This is a genomic window from Microcystis sp. CS-574 (assembly GCF_028329095.1).
In the GTDB taxonomy this organism is placed as follows: Bacteria; Cyanobacteriota; Cyanobacteriia; order Cyanobacteriales; family Microcystaceae; genus Microcystis; species Microcystis ichthyoblabe_A.
Genome location: NZ_JAQMSY010000098.1, coordinates 12,092 through 31,021, shown reverse-complemented (window position 1 = coordinate 31,021; position 18,930 = coordinate 12,092). Strand labels below are relative to the sequence as shown.

General features: G+C 43.6%; 18 protein-coding genes. 7 read left to right on the top strand and 11 right to left on the bottom strand.

Annotated features, from left to right (window positions below; all coding sequences use genetic code 11):
- Window position 1: 1 nt before the first annotated feature.
- On the bottom strand, window positions 2–1,978 hold the full coding sequence (gene thiO, locus PN470_RS07765; protein WP_103112158.1) for a glycine oxidase ThiO: 1,977 nt from the start codon (window positions 1,976–1,978) through the stop codon (window positions 2–4).
- A gap of 148 nt (window positions 1,979–2,126) precedes the next feature.
- On the opposite strand from thiO, the gene PN470_RS07760 reads away from it, so the two are divergent.
- A complete protein-coding gene (locus tag PN470_RS07760) occupies window positions 2,127–2,753 on the top strand; it encodes a DUF2301 domain-containing membrane protein (RefSeq protein WP_002737508.1) in 627 nt (208 codons plus the stop codon).
- 277 nt (window positions 2,754–3,030) lie between these two features.
- Here PN470_RS07760 and PN470_RS07755 read toward each other — a convergent pair whose 3' ends face one another.
- The 4 genes from PN470_RS07755 to PN470_RS07740 form a co-directional block, all read right to left on the bottom strand.
- Window positions 3,031–4,029 carry an ABC transporter ATP-binding protein gene (locus tag PN470_RS07755; RefSeq protein WP_272104226.1) on the bottom strand — a complete coding sequence of 333 codons (999 nt, stop codon included), beginning with the start codon at window positions 4,027–4,029 and terminating at the stop codon, window positions 3,031–3,033.
- 46 nt (window positions 4,030–4,075) lie between these two features.
- Window positions 4,076–6,082 (bottom strand): ABC transporter ATP-binding/substrate-binding protein, encoded by a 2,007-nt coding sequence (locus PN470_RS07750; protein WP_272104223.1) that lies wholly within the window; start codon window positions 6,080–6,082, stop codon window positions 4,076–4,078.
- A 147-nt stretch (window positions 6,083–6,229) separates the two neighbouring features.
- Window positions 6,230–7,057, bottom strand: coding sequence for a nitrate ABC transporter permease (gene ntrB / locus PN470_RS07745; protein WP_103112161.1), 828 nt, complete (start codon window positions 7,055–7,057; stop codon window positions 6,230–6,232).
- 144 nt (window positions 7,058–7,201) lie between these two features.
- Window positions 7,202–8,524: a CmpA/NrtA family ABC transporter substrate-binding protein gene (locus PN470_RS07740; protein WP_272104221.1), complete on the bottom strand. Its 1,323-nt coding sequence runs from the start codon at window positions 8,522–8,524 to the stop codon at window positions 7,202–7,204.
- Window positions 8,525–9,382: 858 nt separating this feature from the next.
- On the opposite strand from PN470_RS07740, the gene PN470_RS07735 reads away from it, so the two are divergent.
- The 4 genes from PN470_RS07735 to PN470_RS07720 all read left to right on the top strand — a co-directional run bounded on the left by PN470_RS07735 (window position 9,383) and on the right by PN470_RS07720 (window position 13,474).
- Window positions 9,383–9,574, top strand: a complete 192-nt coding sequence (locus PN470_RS07735; protein ID WP_002755630.1) for a hypothetical protein — start codon at window positions 9,383–9,385, stop codon at window positions 9,572–9,574.
- A gap of 30 nt (window positions 9,575–9,604) precedes the next feature.
- A complete protein-coding gene (locus PN470_RS07730; protein ID WP_130756832.1) occupies window positions 9,605–11,347 on the top strand; it encodes an ABC transporter ATP-binding protein in 1,743 nt (580 codons plus the stop codon).
- Window positions 11,348–11,423: 76 nt separating this feature from the next.
- Window positions 11,424–13,085: a purple acid phosphatase family protein gene (locus PN470_RS07725; RefSeq protein WP_272104219.1), complete on the top strand. Its 1,662-nt coding sequence runs from the start codon at window positions 11,424–11,426 to the stop codon at window positions 13,083–13,085.
- A gap of 101 nt (window positions 13,086–13,186) precedes the next feature.
- Window positions 13,187–13,474 carry a hypothetical protein gene (locus PN470_RS07720; protein WP_002773086.1) on the top strand — a complete coding sequence of 96 codons (288 nt, stop codon included), beginning with the start codon at window positions 13,187–13,189 and terminating at the stop codon, window positions 13,472–13,474.
- A 251-nt stretch (window positions 13,475–13,725) separates the two neighbouring features.
- Here PN470_RS07720 and PN470_RS07715 read toward each other — a convergent pair whose 3' ends face one another.
- From PN470_RS07715 to PN470_RS07690, 6 genes are all read right to left on the bottom strand, one after another.
- Window positions 13,726–14,037, bottom strand: coding sequence for an aspartyl protease (locus PN470_RS07715; protein WP_016514852.1), 312 nt, complete (start codon window positions 14,035–14,037; stop codon window positions 13,726–13,728).
- Entirely contained in the window at window positions 14,034–14,309 is a 276-nt protein-coding gene (locus tag PN470_RS07710) for a hypothetical protein (protein ID WP_103112166.1), read from the bottom strand. Before PN470_RS07710 ends, PN470_RS07715 begins: the two co-directional genes overlap by 4 nt.
- Before the next feature lie 231 nt (window positions 14,310–14,540).
- On the bottom strand, window positions 14,541–15,245 hold the full coding sequence (locus PN470_RS07705) for a Holliday junction resolvase-like protein (RefSeq protein WP_002737990.1): 705 nt from the start codon (window positions 15,243–15,245) through the stop codon (window positions 14,541–14,543).
- A 395-nt stretch (window positions 15,246–15,640) separates the two neighbouring features.
- Entirely contained in the window at window positions 15,641–15,961 is a 321-nt protein-coding gene (locus PN470_RS07700; RefSeq protein WP_002799954.1) for a type II toxin-antitoxin system PemK/MazF family toxin, read from the bottom strand.
- Window positions 15,955–16,197 carry an AbrB/MazE/SpoVT family DNA-binding domain-containing protein gene (locus PN470_RS07695; protein ID WP_016514853.1) on the bottom strand — a complete coding sequence of 81 codons (243 nt, stop codon included), beginning with the start codon at window positions 16,195–16,197 and terminating at the stop codon, window positions 15,955–15,957. The genes PN470_RS07700 and PN470_RS07695 overlap by 7 nt, the downstream gene beginning before the upstream one ends.
- 290 nt (window positions 16,198–16,487) lie before the next feature.
- A complete protein-coding gene (locus PN470_RS07690) occupies window positions 16,488–17,963 on the bottom strand; it encodes a protein adenylyltransferase SelO (protein ID WP_271937749.1) in 1,476 nt (491 codons plus the stop codon).
- A gap of 31 nt (window positions 17,964–17,994) precedes the next feature.
- Between PN470_RS07690 and PN470_RS07685 the strand changes: the two genes are divergently transcribed.
- Both PN470_RS07685 and dndE read left to right on the top strand, forming a co-directional pair.
- Window positions 17,995–18,252 (top strand): chlororespiratory reduction protein 7, encoded by a 258-nt coding sequence (locus PN470_RS07685; RefSeq protein ID WP_103112168.1) that lies wholly within the window; start codon window positions 17,995–17,997, stop codon window positions 18,250–18,252.
- A gap of 214 nt (window positions 18,253–18,466) precedes the next feature.
- Window positions 18,467–18,865: a DNA sulfur modification protein DndE gene (dndE, locus tag PN470_RS07680; protein WP_002735106.1), complete on the top strand. Its 399-nt coding sequence runs from the start codon at window positions 18,467–18,469 to the stop codon at window positions 18,863–18,865.
- Window positions 18,866–18,930 lie beyond the last annotated feature (65 nt).

Genomic DNA, 18,930 nt, shown 5'->3' with positions numbered 1-18,930 from the left:
GTTAGGCGATCGTTCCCGTCAGGGGGGAACTAGGACTAGCATAGGACTTAATCGGCATTCTTCCCGCTAAATAGGCTAAACGTCCCGCTTTTGCCGCCATTGCCATGGCTTGGGCCATCATAGCTGGATTGGCCGCCATAGCGATCGCACTGTTAATTAATAAAGCATCGGCCCCCATTTCCATGGCCCGGGCCGCTTCTGAGGGTGTACCGATCCCGGCATCTACCACCACGGGAATTTGGGACGATTCGATGATAATCGCGATATTTGCCTCATTTTTCAGCCCTTGTCCCGACCCAATCGGCGATCCTAGGGGCATAACCGTGGCGCAGCCAGCTTCCTCTAAACGTTTGGCTAAGAGAGGATCGGCGTTAATATAGGGCAGTACGGCAAAACCTTCTTTAACTAATTGTTCGGCCGCTTGCAAAGTTCCGATCGGATCGGGTAATAAATATTTAGGATCGGGAATAACTTCGAGTTTAATAAAGTTATTGTCTTCCTGTCCCAATAATTTGGCCATTTCTCGCCCTAAACGGGCCACCCGAATCGCTTCTTCGGCCGTTTGACAACCGGCAGTGTTGGGTAACATCCAAATTTTAGACCAATCGATCGCCTCTGCTAATCCCTCATGACCGGGTGCGTTCGTTTGTACTCGTCTAACGGCAACGGTGACGATCTGACATTCACTGGCACTAATACTTTCCTGCATAGTTGTCAGATTGGCATATTTGCCAGTCCCAGTCATCAAGCGGGAGTGAAAGGTTTTCCCAGCAATAGTGAGGCGATCATTTTGGGGCGATAAAAGCGCTTGGGGTTTATTCTCAATAATAGTTAAGGACATAGGTGGAATAGTAACGGGTGATGGTTGATTAAAGCGATCGCAGCTAAAATGGGTCAAAATGGGATTAACTTTGTCATTAATCACCAGGTCAGCGATTAAGGAAGCAGTGACAGGAGCTAGTAAAATGCCATTGCGATAGTGACCGGTGGCTAAAATCAGGTTATCACAGCTACTGCGGCCTAAAATGGGTAATTCATCTGGTGTACCCGGACGGAATCCCCACCACATCTCCTCGATTTCCCAGTCAGCTAAAGGGGGATAGAGACGGGTAGCGCGTGCAAAAAGGGTTTGTAGTCCTTGGGGTGTATTGCCAGTTTGCCAGGCGACTTTTTCGGAAGTGGCCCCGATAATTAAACGACCATTGCGACGGGGAACTAGATAGGTTTGCGGACCGAATAAAATCCTAGCTAAGGTCTGGTTAGGGGGCATTTTTACTGCGGCCATTTGACCTTTGACGGGATGGATAGGGAGGGGTAAAAGTTGACTCGTCCAGGATCCCGCCGCTAAAATGTAAATTTTTGCTTCTAATTCCCCAATTGAGGTATAAATACTCTTGACTTTTCCCTGCTTTTGCTGTAATGCGTGGACTTCTACCCCTTGGCGAATTTCTACCCCTAAATTTTCGGCCGCTTGTTGCAGCGCAGTCACTAGCTGCCGGTTGTCCACTTGTCCATCGTCGGGATACCACCAACCACCGATCACATCTTTACCTAGTCCGGGTTGGTAGAGGTGAACTGCATTGCTGTCTAACCAAATTTTATTAACTTCCTCGGTAGTAACGGGCTGCTCTAGCTCGTAAATGGGAGCAAGAATACCACAGGGATAGTAACCGCTGTTTATCCCCGTTAAATCCTCGATTTTGCGGCTCCACTCTGGATATAGCCATCGTGATCGCAGACAAAGATCGAGAAACGGGCCCGGGGGAATGCCTTCTGCATGGGGGGCCAACATTCCCGCAGCCGCACGACTAGCGGCCTGAGCTATATCTCGAACTAGGAGGGTAACTTTTGCCCCGCGCAATTGCAAATCGACGGCGATCGCTAATCCGATGATACCACCGCCCACGATCAAAATTTCGCTAGTTGAGTTCTTGACCCTCCCATGGCTAAAAGCGAGGGATTCTTGGTTCAACGACATGGCTTAAAAATCTAAAGGAAATGTAACCTTGATCCTAACTCGCAATTAGTCAGCCGAGAGGAGGGAGAAGTGAGGCTACTGGCATAATTTAAGCTTAAGATAATTTGTAGTCGATCTTTTCTAAGCTTCCCTTTTTCTTTAGAGCATTATGACTTCCCCTGCTGTCGATCGAGTTTATCAAGGTCAATTCGGAGAGTTTACGATTACGGATAGTGATCGCCTAGGGGTGCGTCTCTACCGTCTGGGTTTAAATTTAGCGGCTTTTAGTTTCGCTGTCGCTACAATTATAGTTCTCACCCGACCGCAATTACTGCCCCTGACTAACCTTTTATACATGGGTTTTTGTCTGGGGTTAGGCATCAGTTTATTGACTATCCATATATATTTAATTCCCCTCCATCGTCTCCTGCAATTTTTTTGGCTAATCGGGGCGATTACTTCCCTAATTTTCAGCCTCTATTCTCACCTTTCTCCCCTAGAATTTGTCTATAACCATCCGGTGAGTTTATTGGGTGTTGGCTTTATTTTTGCTAGTCTCACGGGGATTTATTTCAAAGAAGCTTTTTGTTTTAATCGTCTAGAAACCAAGTTTTTAACCCCTCTAGTTCCCACCCTTTTACTCGGTCATCTTTTGGGGATATTGCCCTTAAATTGGGAAAAGGGGCTATTAATTCTCTGGGCGACTTTATTCGTTATCTTTGCTCTGAGAAAATTAAGCCAACCTCTCCCCAACGATATCGGTGATAAATCGGTCTTTGAACATCTTAATCACTGATAAACTCTCCAGAGATTAAAATCTATTCTAAGATACAGTCTTGCGGGCAAGTGAGTGGAACGAACCACTCCAGACACAAAGGACACAAAGATCGATCACTACTATATAAGTTAAACTGATCGGGTTTCAGCTTTTTGTTCTTTGTCTCTTTCTGGTTTATTCTTGGTCAGTAATCAGTAAACAGTAATCAGTGAAAAGATAGTAAGAAACTTATATTTAATACTGTCACTTAAAACTCAAATCTGATAACTGATAACTGATAACTGATAACTGTTACCTATCTGGAGTCCTCGATGGTAGCCGGATTAGTAGTATTGGCAGTCTTGCTGGTGAACATTTGTATCAGACTAAAACCGACAAAAGCGAGTAAGGCTATGCCACCGATAGTAGCAACAATTTTACCCACGAGATTTTCTGTGCGGGGTTGTTCGGGGGCATCCTCGTTGGGATCCTCCGAATGGGCAAAACGATTGTAGAGGAAATCGAGAGCTTCATTGCGGAGTTCGTAGTAACGGGGATCCTCGGTAATTTGGGAACGAACCCGGGGACGAGCAAAAGGCATCTTTAACACCTCCCCAATTTTAGCGCTTGGGCCGTTGGTCATCATCACCAAGCGATCGCACAAGAACAAAGCCTCATCAATATCGTGGGTAATCATCAACACGGTTAACTGGTGTTCTTGCCAGATTTTCAGCAATTCTTCCTGTAATTCTTCTTTAGTAATCGCATCTAAGGCCCCAAAGGGTTCATCGAGGATGAGGACTTGGGGACGAATGGCCAGGGCGCGGGCGATCGCAACCCGTTGTTTCATGCCTCCCGATAATTGGGGGGGTTTTTTCTGGGCTGCTTCTGTCAATCCCACTAGGGATAGATTTTCTTCCACGATCCTCACCTTCTCAGCGTGAGATTTTTGGGGATAAACCGAACTAACCCCGATATAAACGTTCTCAAAGGCAGTTTTCCAAGGCAAAAGCGAATAATTTTGGAATACCATCATCCGGTCCGGTCCTGGTTCCTTAACCTCTTTATCCTGTAGCAGCACTTGCCCACGACTAGGAGAAGAAAACCCCGCCACCATATTTAAAAGGGTCGATTTACCGCAGCCGGAGTGACCGATAATGCAGACAAATTCCCCCTCATTGACTTGCAGCTCCACACCGTCTAAAACGGTGTAAACCCCTTCGGGAGAGGGGTATTCTTTGGCAACATTACTAACTAATAAAAAAGGCTGGGTGGTGGTGCTGGAATTCACGGTCTTATCGGTAAAAGTTTGCATATTCGTCCTAGATTTATTTTAAGGTGGGCAAAGCCCACCACAACCATTAATTAGCGACGGGATCATCGAGGAGAACTTCTGAGACGCGATAATCGCGACGGATCGAAAAACGTTCCAGATAGCCGATCGGATCGTCAGGATTGAAAATAAGACGATCAAAGAGGGCAAAACTGTGGCGATCGGGTTCCAAATCGGGAAGGCCCAGGGACCGGCAAGCTTCACCAAACAGATCGGGACGACGGACGCGTTCAATCACTTCCACCCAGTTGCGGGGGAACGGTGCGTAACCCCAACGAGCAAGCTGAGTTAGGGTCCATAGGGCCTCACTGCGGCCTGGACAGTTAGCTTGATCGACGTAAAACTGATTAAATCGGAATAGGGGTTCGGGGGCAGTTCCTAAACCGCGATCGTAACCATCGAGGAAACCGGGGCGGATAATTGCCCTATCCACACCCACATACTGGGGCTGACTGAGAATATTAACGATATGTTCTCGATTACGCTGATCATCGCAGTATTCACAGGCTTTAATTAAAGCTTTCACCATGGCGATATGGGTTTCGGGATGTTTCGCTGCCCAAGTTTCCTTGACTCCGAGGACTTTTTCCTGGTGTCCGGGCCAAATATCAAGATCGGTGGCGATAACGTAGCCTAATTTTTCGTGAACGGCGTAGGAGTTCCAGGGTTCCCCCACACAATAACCGTCGATCTTACCCGCTTTTAGTAGGGAAACCATTTGAGGCGGCGGAATTACGGCTAAATTGACATCACTATCGGGATCGATGCCGCCACTAGCTAACCAGTAGCGTAACAGTAGATTGTGCATGGAAGCGGGGTGAACCATGCCGAAAGTGGCGATTTGATCGGGACTTTGCTGGAGGGCCTCCTTTAAGTCCTCCAGTTTTTCTACCCCCAATTCCCTGTATTTATTGCTGAGGGTGATGGCGTTACCGTTGCGACTGAGTACCAAAGCACTAATCACGGGGACAGAGGGCTTATTTCCAGCCCCAATGGTCATGCTCAGGGGCATTCCCGCCACCATCTGGGCCGCATCGAGACGACCGGTGGCCACTCCTTGGGCGAGTGCTTTCCAGTTGGGTTCCCGTTGCAGGATAACATCCTCTAATCCTTCCTCGGCGAAGAAGCCTTTCTCTTTGGCGATAATAATCGGGGCGCAATCGGTGAGGGGGATAAAACCGATGGTGGGATTGGTTTTCAGTCGGGTAGCTTGGCCGATCACTGTTACTGGTTCGGTGGGTTGGCCGACTTTCTTCGATCGCTTCTGTTGGTTGAGGAAATAAACGATCTCGTTACGCAGGGAGTAGTAACTGGGATGGTTAACTACTTCTAAACGATGCCGGGGCCGGGGAATGGGAACATCGAGAATCTGACCGATATGGGCCTCTGGACCGGTGGTTAACATCACCACTCGATCGGATAGTAATAGGGCTTCATCCACATCGTGCGTGACCATGATACAGGTAACGTGGCTTTCCTCGACGATTTCCATCAAACGTTCCTGTAAATTGCCTCTGGTTAACGCATCCAGCGCCCCAAAGGGTTCATCAAGTAGCAGGACTTTTGGCCGTAGGGCTAAAGCGCGGGCGATCGCTACCCGTTGCTTCATGCCTCCCGATAATTCTCCCGGTCGTTTGTTGGCGGCATGGCGCAGGTGTACCATATCGATACTATGTTCGATGACACTTTTGCGTTCAGCAGCCGGTAGATGACGCAGCACGCGGTTAACTCCTAGGGCGATATTTTCCCGGACGGTTAACCAAGGCAGCAGCGAATAATTCTGGAACACCACCATGCGATCGGGACCGGGACCTTTAATTTCTCTTCCCTCTAAAATCACCCCTCCCACCGTCGGGCGATCGAGTCCAGCGACCATATTTAAGAGGGTGGATTTCCCGCAACCGGAGTGACCGATTAAAGAGATAAATTCCCCTTGAGTAACGCTGAGATCGATATTTTTTAGGGCGATATATTGACGGCCATCGGGGAGAGGGAAAACCTTATCAATGTGATCGACTTCAATAAATGCAGACATTTTCAGTTATCAGTTATTAGTTATCAGTTATCAGTTATCAGATGTGAGTTTTTAGTTTACTGTTTACTGTTTACTTAAAAAGCTCCCCACACCCCACACCCCACACCCCACACCCTGCCCCCACCGAAAAACTTTTTGCCGCAAACCCTATTTATTTTCTTCTGGTACAACTAATTTAGCGATGTAGGCCATGAGGCGATCGAGTAGGAAACCAACAATACCCACATAAATCAGGGCGAGGATAATTTCACTGATCATGGAACTATTCCAAGCATCCCAGATAAAAAAGCCAATTCCCACGCCACCGATCAGCATTTCCGCCGCTACAATTGCCAACCAAGATAAACCGATACCGATTCTTAATCCCGTGAAAACGTAGGGAACGGTGGCGGGAAAAAGAATATTGAAAAAATATTCAACTTTGGATAATTTTAGCACTCTAGAGACGTTTTTATAGTCTTGGGGAACCTGTTGTACTCCCACGGCTGTGTTAATAATAATTGGCCAAATTGCTGTAATAAAAATTACAAATATGGCACTAGGTTCGTTATTGCGAAAAGCCGCTAGGGAGATGGGTAGCCAAGCTAGGGGGGGAACGGTACGCAGGATTTGGAAAATCGGATCGATCGCATCATAAATTAGGGCGCTGCTACCGATTAAAATACCCGCAGCGATGCCAACAATAGCGGCAAGGGTAAAACCGACGGCCACCCGTTGTAAACTGGCGAAAATTTGCCAGAATAACCCCACATCCGTGCCACCATTATTGAAAAAGGGATTAATAATTAATTCCCAGGTATCGCTAACCACTTTAGTGGGACTAGGGAGGGGAGCATCGGGACTAAAACAGAGTATTTGCCAGATGACGAGGAAAATTAATAAAGCAATCGCCGAAGTTGCTAGTTTGGGTAATTTTTTTTTGAGGTCTTTTACCCATTTCGGACCTTGAGAACGACGAGAAATAGAAACAGCCATAATCAGTTATCAGTTATCAGTTATCAGTTATCAGTGGTTCAGTTATCAGTGATCAGCATCAGTGATCAGTTATCAGTTATTAATTACCAGTTATGAGCAAATCATCTTTAACTGTTGACTGGTTGCTGATCACTGAACACTGATTTAAACCTTTTTAATCTTGAGAGATTTCAGGTAAGCTTGGGGATTTTCGGGGTCAAAAGTAACGCCATCAAAGAAAGTTTCCACACCGCGAGAGGTAGAGGTGGGAATTTGATCAGCCGGAACATTGAGGGCTGTGGCGGCTTCTCTCCAGATATCTTCCCGGTTAACCTTATCAACTAAAGCTTTGATGTCCGTATCGGCGGGAATATAGCCCCAACGGATGTCTTCAGTCACAAACCAAGTATCATGACTCTTGTAGGGATAGGAAGCGTTATCAGCCCAGAATTTCATGGCTACGGGGCTATTTTCGATTTTGCGACCATCACCGAAATCGATATTACCCTGCATTCTTCCCAAGATATCGGCGGGGTCAATTTTCAGCCATTCCCGTCCTGAAATAATCTCGCACATTTCCTTAACATTAGCGGGATCGTTGCACCATTGCTGCGCCTCCAGAACAGCCATGGTTAAAGCTTTTGCCGCTTTGGGATTTTTATCCACCCAATCGGCGCGTAAAGCGAAGGCTTTTTCGGGGTGATCCTTCCACAGTTCCCCAGTAATCAGGGCCGAATAACCGAGTTTTTTGTTAACTAATTGGGCGTTCCAAGGTTCCCCCACACAGAAAGCTTGCATCGTGCCGACTTTCATGTTAGCCACCATTTGTGGTGGAGGAACAACAATTAGGGATAGATCTTTATTCGGATCGATGCCGCCGGCGGCTAACCAATAGCGCATCCAGAGATCGTGAGTACCACCGGGGAAAGTTACGGCGGCTTTAACTTCTTTGCCCGCAGATTTAGCTTTAGCGAAGGATTCTTTCAGTACACCGCTATCGAGGGCAACTTTTAGATCCATGTATTCATTAGAAATGGAAATCGCTTGACCGTTGGTATTCAAACGCGCCAGAATATACATTGGTACGGGCTGTTTGGTGATTTTGCCCAAGGTCATTAGGTAGGGTATGGGGGATAAAATATGCGCCCCATCGATACCGTTACCCACCGAACCTAATTCGAGGTTATCCCGGGTTGCAGCCCAAGAAGCTTGTTTCATCACTTGCACATCGGGCATCCCGTGTTTAGCGAATAAACCTTTTTCCTTGGCGATAATTAAGGGGGCAGCGTCGGTGAGGGCAATAAAACCTAGTTTAGCGGTGGTGACTTCGGGAGTTTCTCCACCGGCAGCGGGGGAAGCGGCAGGACTGCCGGCCGGGGAGGGACTGGTCGCGGTATTATTGGGAGTGGCGCAACCGTGGAGAATTGCTGTTCCTACGGCAGTTGCCCCGGCAGTGAAGATAAATCTACGTCTAGAAAGTTTACTCATGGACTAAAAAATCGTGATTAGAAACTAAACAAAGGTGATGAAACGGTGAAAAATTCTCATTATTTCCCCTAACTGACTGCGGTGATAACCGAGAAAATTCCTTGCAAGTAACTGTTGATTCAGTAAGGAGGCTTTGACTATTTTTATCTCTCGATCGCTTTTGCTTCTCCATCTGGGGAGATTTAGCAGTAGTTTTTGTCTAAGAGATTTTTTCTAGAAGCATAACAGTTTTGAGGAGTGGATAGATAGATAGGGGGAGTTTAGTCATCTGGGCTAGAAAGATCAGTTTATTTCAGGGTTATTACCGAAGCAATTAACTTAAATTTACAGTCTTCAACAGGAAAATTCGTATAGATTGTTACAAAATATTGTCAGCCATGTAATAAAAGCATAAAAATTTGTCTGAAACGCATGGCAGAGCGATGGGGGTTTTTAGCTATCTTGACTCAGTTATCGGATTTGAGTTTGCAGTTCACTGATTACCGGTTACTATTTACCGATTACGGAAAAATCCCCGCAAGTATTAGCGATGCCAGCAGCTTGAGACAATCTCTGTTATGCTTTGGAACTTGCCAAGGGCAAAAGCATATTATTATCGATCGATGCTTCCCTTTTATTAGATGAGTTCGCCGAATTAGAAGGGGTAGTTTTAACTATTGAAGATAAGCTAAGACGAATTTAAACTGGGCATTATTAAGTTAGCTAAAAAGCAGATAACCCTTGCTGTTCCAGTGTTCCAGTATTCTGGTGTTGCCCTATCGATCTAGACTAATTTAGATGCGCGGGCGGCTTATTTTGATTAATGCAGAGGAAATTCGCTATATTGAATTTTGGCAGGATCAAACAGAGGTAACTTAAATGTCGGACAAACAAGAAAGACGATATGATAAATTTAAGCGCGGCTATCAAGCTAAAATTGATCAACCCCCGGGTAAACCGCCCCAGGGTGGTTCTAATGTTAAACCGCCACCAAATCAGGACAAGGAGAAAAATAACCCACTGATTATCTATGCCCCCTTTTACCTGTTCCCTGTTCTAACTGATAACTGATAACTGATAACTGATAACTGATAACTGAATATGGCTTATTCTCGCATTAAAAAACTAGCAAATTATCTACGTCCCCATTGGCAAATAGTAACTGGTGGGGTAGTTGCTTTGCTTATTGTTAATCTTTTGGGTGTTTATATACCGCTTTTAATCCGGGATAGCATCGATGATTTAAGTAAATCTTTTGACTTCCAAAAAATCATTTACTATGTGATTTTTATTATCGCTTTAGCCTCGATTATGTGGTTTATCCGCATGATTTCCAGAGTGCTATTATTCGGGATCGGTCGTCAGGTAGAGTTCGATCTTAAACAAAAAATCTTTCAGCATTTATTAACCCTTGAACCCGCCTATTTTTCTCGACAAACTTCAGGAGATTTAATCAACCGTGCCACTAGCGATGTGGATAATATCCGTCGTCTGGTGGGTTTTGCTTTACTCAGTTTGGCTAATACTTTTTTTGCCTATGGGTTAACTTTGCCCGTAATGTTAGCGATTCATATTCCCCTTTCAGTCGCCGCCATTTCTGTCTATCCTTTGATGTTAATTGCTGTGCAGTTATTTAGTGGTCGTCTGCAGCGGCAACAGAAAAAAGTACAAGAAAAACTCTCGCATCTGAGCGATTTAATTCAAGAGGATATGAGTGGTATTACTCTGATTAAAATCTATGCCCAAGAAGGTAACGAGCGCCTAGCATTTAAACAAAGAAATCGCAAATTATTACAGGCTAATTTAGATTTAGTCCAGACTCGTAATTTTCTTTTTCCCCTGATTGAAGCTTTATCCTATGTGAGTTTATTGGCGTTGCTTGCCCTCGGTACTAGACAAATTATATCGGATAATATCACCATTGGGGACTTTATTGCTCTGTTAATTTTGGCGGAAAGATTAGTTTTTCCCACTGCTTTATTAGGTTTCACTATTACGGCCTACCAACAGGGAGAAGTGAGTATCGATCGCCTAGAAACTATCCTGTTAGCTGAGGCTAAAATTAAAGACAATGCCGATTGTATTCACCTAAAAAATATTCAAGGAAAAATTACCGCCAAAGCCTTGACTTTTTTCTATCCTGATGCTAAAGAACCAGCCTTAAAATCTCTTTCTTTTACCATTAATCCGGGGGAAATGGTAGCGGTAGTCGGTGCGATCAGGTCGGGAAAATCTACCCTTGCTAACGCTATTCCCCGTCTTTTGGATATTGCGGAAGGACAGTTATTTATTGATAATCAAGATGTCACTCAAATTGCTCTTGAAGATCTGCGAAAAGCGATCGCTTATGTTCCCCAAGAAAGTTTTTTATTTAGTACCACCATCGAAGATAATATCCGTTATGGCGATCCGCTGCTGAATTTTTCGGCAGTGAAATCGGCGGCCAAACAAGCGAGAATTGAGGAGGAAATCGAGAATTTCCCGCAAAAATACGGAACTTTAGTGGGAGAACGTGGGATTACTCTTTCCGGGGGTCAACGTCAACGGGCCTCTTTAGCGCGAGCTTTAGCCATCCAAGCACCGATTTTAATCCTTGATGATGCCCTATCTAGCGTCGATAATCAAACGGCCACGGCTATTTTGGAAAATCTCAGCCAAGAAAGCCAAAAAACCGTGATTTTTATCTCCCATCAATTATTGGCCGCTGCCACTGCTGATCGCATTTTTGTCATGGACCTCGGAGAAATTGTCCAGATAGGAACCCACGAGGAGTTAATCGCAGTCCCCGGAGTCTATCAAAATCTCTGGCAACAGCAGCAGTTAGAGTCTAAGGTTTTAGATTAGCCGATAAAATAGGGAATCTGCTAGTTATTACCGGTGAAGTTGTGGACTATCTCAATTATTCCTTAAGACTGTTTAAATGCAGCACAGCAGTTATCTTTTAGCGACAATGAACAAGGAGCAACTTTTAACCGAACCTTTTTTACAATTACCCACCGAAACATCAATACAAGTGATTTGGTTTACGGAATTTTTTGGCACTGGTCATCAGGTGCGCTACGGGGAAAAACTAGAGAAAATGTCCCCCGCTCGCACTAGCAAATTAACTAGAGTTAGAGAAGATGCCAAATCGAGAACCCTTGAAGCTTATCAATCTTTAACCGATCGAGAAATCTGGCGACATCAGGCCGAAATTACTGATTTAAATCCGGGGGAAAGGATTCCCTATCAAGTCACCAGTTTTCAGGAAAATAAAGCGATTAGAAGTGATATTTATACTCTTACCCCAAGACCAAAAAAAGGAACTAATCTCAAAATTCTACTCACTTCCGATCATCAATTAATGCCTATGACTGCCGCTAATTTACAAAAAGTTATTGAAACTATTGGACAGGTGGATGCAGTTTTTTTAGCAGGAGATTTAGTTAATATACCCGATCGAGCTTCCGAATGGTTTGATGATAGTCGCGGTGGGGCATTTTTTCCCTGTTTACAAGGTCGTGCCAATTATACTCTGACAAAGAATGGTATTCAGACTATTTATAAAGGGGGAGAAATTATTCAAAATGCTCCCTTATTTCCTGCTATTGGTAATCATGAAGTTATGGGCAGATTTTCTAATTCCACAGGTTTAAATGAACAGTTTAAAGATGCTATTCCTCAGTTTATTGCTAAACAACTAGCGGAGGATACAGCAGCAATTAGTGAAAACTGGCTAAAAAATAATGCTTTTAACACAGAAACCTACGAAGAAATTTTTTCTTTGCCTCAAAATAAATATTATTCTCTCACTTTTGGCGATATTCGTTTAGTGGTTTTATATGTTACTAATATCTGGAGAAATCCCAATTTAGAACCCAGTGCAAGGGGAAGATATTACGAAAATCAAAGAGATTTAGATAGTCCCAGTCGCTGGGGTTACGGTCAGCATATTTTTGAGCCAATTGCTCAGGGTAGTCCTCAATATCAATGGTTAGAAAAAGAGTTAAATAGTCGAGAATTTCAAGAGGCTAAATATAAAGTAGTTATGTTTCATCATCCTCCCCATACCCTAGGAGGAAATATCGTGCCACCCTACACCGATCCCGTGCCGACAATTGAACGGGATGCCACGGGAAAAGTTAGATCAGTACGTTATGATTATCCCCAAGAAAATGATTATATTATTCGTGATCTCATTCCCTTATTAGAATCAGCCAAGGTTAATTTGGTTTTTTATGGTCATTCTCATTTATGGAATCGTTTTCTTAGTCCTAAGGGTATGAATTTTCTTGAATCTTCTAACGTTGGTAATAGTTATGGCGCTCATTTAGGTGATAAAAAACGTCCTGTACCTCTCGATAGAAATTATGCGGCCATCGGTAATCCCAATGGATTACCAGCAATTATCCCGAATATTGCTCCTCTAGTGGATTTGGTTAATCAACCTTTACCCTATATTGCCAGTAATGATCTGACGGTTTTTAGCATTTTAGATACAGAAAAAGGAACCGTGAGCAGTTATCGTTTTGATACCCGTTATCCTGACTCCGAGGTAATTAAATTTGATGAATTTGATCTTTTTAGCGTAGGTGAAATATAATAAAATCAAAGAGTGCCGGTTAAATAGATTCTCTTGGGGTTAATTCTATGACTACTGTTACCAGCAATGATATTCAATAATTGAAAGACTTACTCTCGACAATGCGAGAAGAAACCCGTGAGCAAATAAGTTCCTTGCGAGAAGACACCCGCGAGCAAATTGATACGCTAAAGGAAGATAATCGCCAACAACTAGAAACCCTGAGAGAAGAAAATAACAAGCAATTTATTAACCTACACAAAGAAATCACGGAAGTCAAAATTATCACAGCTAAAATTGAAGGAACAATTCAATCCCAAGCAGTATTAACCCAAAAAATTCCCGATTTAGTTGAGCGGTTGATAAGGTTTTTAATTGGGCGATCGCCTGCTCAAGTCGTTCAGTCATAGACAACATCTAGCGTATAGGGCTTAATATATTCTAGCTTTCACGTTGCTGCAGCGATGGCGTACTGCTACCCAGTGCCTTCAGCATCGCACTTTAACCCACAGCTTCAATCAATCTGCATGGTGCGTTCCCCAAAATCGATCGGTGTAGCAGTAAGACCCCCATTAGGGAATGCACCTGACAAGATCGGCAATCGCTACTTCAACGCTTCGATCGTAACTAAACCACCCTCAACTGCCTGAATTCGCAAATCTTATCCTCGTAATAGCTGCATCCCAATCAACGGAACCGTCTCTGATTCGTTGATGTAAATCTCACGATATTGCCCGTCCCAGATCACAAGCCCGATGTAAACTTCAAACGTGCAGAAAGTCCCATCGCCTAACGTCGCAAGATCTCGACCCTCCCAAATAAACCCTAACCTAGCAATTATCTCAGACGGCAAGGTGAGAAAACCCGAAAATCCTGTATCAATTACAGCATCTACTATCTGCGTTGTTTCATGGTTTCTGACTGCGATCGCCAACGTCGCCTCACACCCTTGATTTACACGACCTTGCATCATGGCTTTGTTCTCAGGCTCCTTGCGCCAAAGTGATCGACGGCTGAATGCCCAATGCGAACAAACCATGTCTGAGTATCAGGCACTCGTGCAGAAAGTTGCTTCGCTGCGCTTACCAAATCATCCGCTACTTCAAAAGCCCCTGTTTCAATGTCGATCGCCACAATTCTCCCCTGATTTCCCTCCTCGACTTGGGGAGGTACCTGAGATTGATAAATCTCATTACCACGTCGAGCAAATTCTTCTTTACTGTAGCGGGGTTGTCGAACTGTCATTGAAGCGACCCTGGGGCGACTTTTGCCCCTCTATTTTAATCAAACATGGGGAATCTTCCCTAACATTCCTCAACTGGTCCCACCAGAGCGGCATCGTACTTAAACTCACAGTTTCAATCCATGGGCATGGTACGTTCCCCAAAATCGATCGGTGGAGCAGTGGGAGTCAGATTAGGAAACGCACCCTAGGGCTAAAATTCCTCAACTCCAACGGGATTGTTAGGCTGCGGTTTATTGCAGCAACCCTAATTTCTTCAACCGAGAACGAATACCTCCTGGCTTTCTTTGAAACTCCCTAGCCAAATCGTTGATCACTATACCTTGTTTGTAACGTTGCCTTAGCCGCTCATCTTCAGCTTTAGTCCAAGGCTCATAAGCACGCGGGTGCGTTTTCTGAATGTCCTTAATGCTGTAAGACTTTTTAGGCAAAGCTTCTTCTGATGACTTATCGTAAGCTCTAGCACCTTCTTGCTTGGAAGTTTCAGGTCGAACCACCTCAAAGCGTACTCGCCCCGCATTGATTGCTTTCGCAATAGCCTGTTGCAACTGGGATAGATTTGCTTGCCCTGTTTTAACATCTAAAATTACAACTTCTAAATTGTTCTCGTTACCACCGTTATCTTTGATATCTGTATAACCATTAAAAACAACGTAATCGATCGGATCGCCTATAAATCTAGCATCTGACGGCAAATACTTAAAATTTGGAAGAACTGGTGCTAACTGCTCTGCTATTTTCCCCTTTATAACAGCGCGACTTCCATCTAAGCTTCTATTCCTGGCATCCTTAAGGGCTTGCTGATGCTGTTCTTTTAAAACTTGAATTTGAGTTTCATATTCTCTAACGGTTTTTCTCAGGTTTATTTTCTGCAAAACGTAATACGTGACCGCACTACCAATAATTATGCCCAGCAGTAATGAAACTACAATTTCCATTATTCAAGCCCAACAGCTTTTCTTCGACTTTATCAATTAAGGAATACCCGTCAGATAGCACCAAATAAGGTCCCAATCGAGAATTTGAGCAGCCTGACTACATATTATAGGCCAACTTTCTAGATAACACTCTTTAGAGTAACGATATGGGTCAACTTTCCCTATATCACACCCAAAAGCCTGTTAGCCAGATTAGTTTACTGCAAACAATCTCTTTTAAGGAGACTTATCACAGAAGCTTTCCAGGATTCTAGCAAAGATTCTTATATCTGACTGCACTTTGTCACAAAAATTTACTATTATTTTGGCACTCTTAATGGTTAGAAGGTAAACAGTGATCGCCCTCTCTCAAATTAGAAAAAAGCGATCCTAAAACCGAATAAATTCAGTAACAATCAGTAGTGAAAAAATTCAACCAGGCGATCAGCCACTATCATGGCTAATCGTTCGTCTAGACTGCCAATTTTGGCAACAATTCGGATTTTGTCAATCGCCCTAATTTGGTCTAAAGCGATACTACCTCGCACATTTTCTTGGTCAATTGTGATTCTAGTTGGGTAATTTTTGACATTACTGGTGATCGGTGCAATAACGACTGTTCTTAATCGAACATTAATCTCACTAGGAGAAACAACGACACAAGGCCGAGTTTTTTGCAGTTCAGACCCCCTAGTTGGATCGAGTGCCACCAACAGGATGGCAAATCTTTCTACCATTGATTTTCTCGCTCAAACTCGTTTTCTACCCCCAACCAATCCTGTAAATCGGTTTCAAGAGGAGCATCATCAAATAACTCAGCCCAACCTTCCCTCACCTTCTTTTTAGCACTCAGAATAATCATTTTACCATCAACTATCGCCTCAACTTCATCTGTGAATTCACACTGTTCCATGATTGCTTGAGGAATTGTAATTGCTTGGGAATCACCGATTTGTACGATTTTAAGCAACATTTTGACGACCAGATAAACATAGGATAATTATATCAATCTATACCGATCAGATGGAGATCGCCTCTCCCTATTTTTTCAGAAAAGCGATCGCCTGATTAAAGCTGATCAATTTATCCGCAGGATTTGCTAGGATGGGGATGCTAACAACTTATTTAAGGATGAGTAAGTAGATGTGGTGGCCAAGTTCCCAATTAGATCGTATTGAAGCAAACCTAGAGGCAAATCAGAGCTAACTACCTCTTGCCTCTCCTAACCAAGAAATTAATTTTGCACCACTACTTATTACTTAATTACTGTTTATTTTGTAATTTTATCACTAATTCGTGGAAAGGTTGCCAATCGTCTTTAGAGGTAATTGCTTCCCAAACCGATTCGATTAGCGGTCTAAGTAAAGCGGTTTTAGGATTATAATGCTTTAAAGTGTCGTCAATTTGAGACAAGGAATCTGGGGGTGATTGATTTAAGACCAAACTATATAACTCTCGCCAACGTTGCCAATCAGCTTTTGGTAAATCCATATTTTCAAGAATTAGAGAACTATTTTCTCGCCAACCGTAATTAAATTGTTCACTTAATTGATAGAAAAATTCGTGATAACCGAGGCCAGTTTCTTGGAGAACTTCCACAGTTTTGCTAACCAGTAAAGCGGATTCGGGAGTAAAAATATCCTCAAAACCTAACTTTTTAAGCATCATTTTTTGATAATAAAAATTGTAGTGCTGGTCATAGTTAGCCAAGGCCATATCTAACTCTAACAAGGAGACAACCATGGACAGGGGAGATTGCAGTAACTCTAGATTTAAACGACAGATAAAAGGCTGATTACCGTAACTATAACGACCACCGTAGTCGAAATAGGCCGCCGTAAATTGGGGGTTATAGTAAGGAATGAAAGCGTAGGGACCATAATCAAAACTTTCCCCAGTAATTGACATATTATCGGTATTGAGAACCCCATGACAAAAACCTGCGGCCATCCATTGGGCTGCTAATTTAGCGGTTCTTTCGATTAAAGCGGCGTAAAATTTTAAATAGCGATCGCTATCTTGGGGATCGATTTCAGGATAATAATAAATAATCACATGATCGAGGAGTCTTTTAATTAAATCGGCACGTTTAATATGAAATAAACGCTCAAAAGTCCCGAAACGAATATGAGAATTACTAACTCGAATCATCACCGAAGATCGCGTCGGGGAAGGTTCATCACCACGCCAGAGGGGTTCCCCCGTTTCCACCAAACTCAAACAGCGAGAGGTATTCACCCCTAAACCGCGTAAAGCTTCCCCAGCTAAGACTTCTCTAACTCCACCCTTGAGAGTTAACCTACCGTCCGCATGACGGGAATAGGGGGTCCGTCCCGATCCTTTCGTACCAAAATCGTATAATTTGCCATCAATACCCCTAACTTGACCGTAGAGAAAACCGCGACCATCTCCCAAGAAAGGATTATACTCGCCAAATTGATAACCATGGTAACGCAGGGCTAAAAAAGGGGTCAGGGCTTGAAATTTACCAAAAGCCTCGATAAAATGCTCATCTAAGGTTAATTCTGGCTGAATTCCCACCAAAGGTAATAAAGCATCATTGCGAAAACGAAGGATATGACGGGGAAAATCCGCAGCCGCAACTTGATCATAGTATTGGTCCCCCAAGTCCTGCATGGCGCTTTCGTAAGGGAGACTGAGAAAGGGATTGGTGAGATGGTCTGTCATAGTGGTGGTGTCGATCGAGCTTTGAGGCGTTAAAGTGATAAAGATAGCCAAAAATTTTTCCTACTGAGACTATCAAACAGCGATGCCCGATTCTATTATGTATCAAGGGGACTATTTTCTTGTCCTTGAGGCCGATCAATCTGAACAATTCCAGACTCCCGACCAGTTACGCGATAAGTTAAAAGATTTAATCGCCGCAAAACCGGAGATTTGTCCTCGACAATTGGCAAAATTCTCTAGTTTTGAGGAAAAAGCTCTCTATCTGCGCGATAATTACTGCGAGTTAGACCTGGGTGAGGGGGGTTATCTACAATGGTATGTGGTCCGTTTGGAAAAATAAGGAAACCCATTATTAAGTAGTTAGGTGTTAAAAACTGTCAGACACTCCCTTTATCAAGTAGGGCTGTTTTATTCTCCCATCAGAATATCAAAAGTAAAAGCGATCACTGTCTTTGTAAAATGAGAAGTGACCGCACTTTCCACTCTCCTATTAAACAGGATTGAGAAGGACTAACTATTCTATCATCAGTCAGAGCGAGGTAAAATTATAGATTATGGAATCACCGATCGAACGTTTTCGACTATCTCAAACCGCCAAAGATAGCCTCATAAAATTAAAACGCTACACCAAAATTGACCAATGGAATATCCTCTGTCGTTGGGCTTTTTGTCGTTCCCTTGCTGAACCGAGTCTCCCCTCTCCCGTTCCTATTCCTGCCGATAGCAATGTAGAATTATCTTGGAAAGTATTCGGGGGAGAAATGGCCGATATTTTCTTAATTGCCCTCAAACAACGTTGTCATCAAGACGGATTAGGAACCGATAAAGAAACTCTAACTCAACAATTTCGCTTACATTTACATCGCGGGATCGGTTATCTTGCTGGGGATGCCAAGCTAAAAAAAATCGATAATTTAATCGAATTAGAGAGGGAAAATCTCAGAGAATCTTAATCAAGAACACTCTATCTTCCTCTCCGTGTTCTTTGTGCCTCTGTGGTTTATACTTAATCCTTATA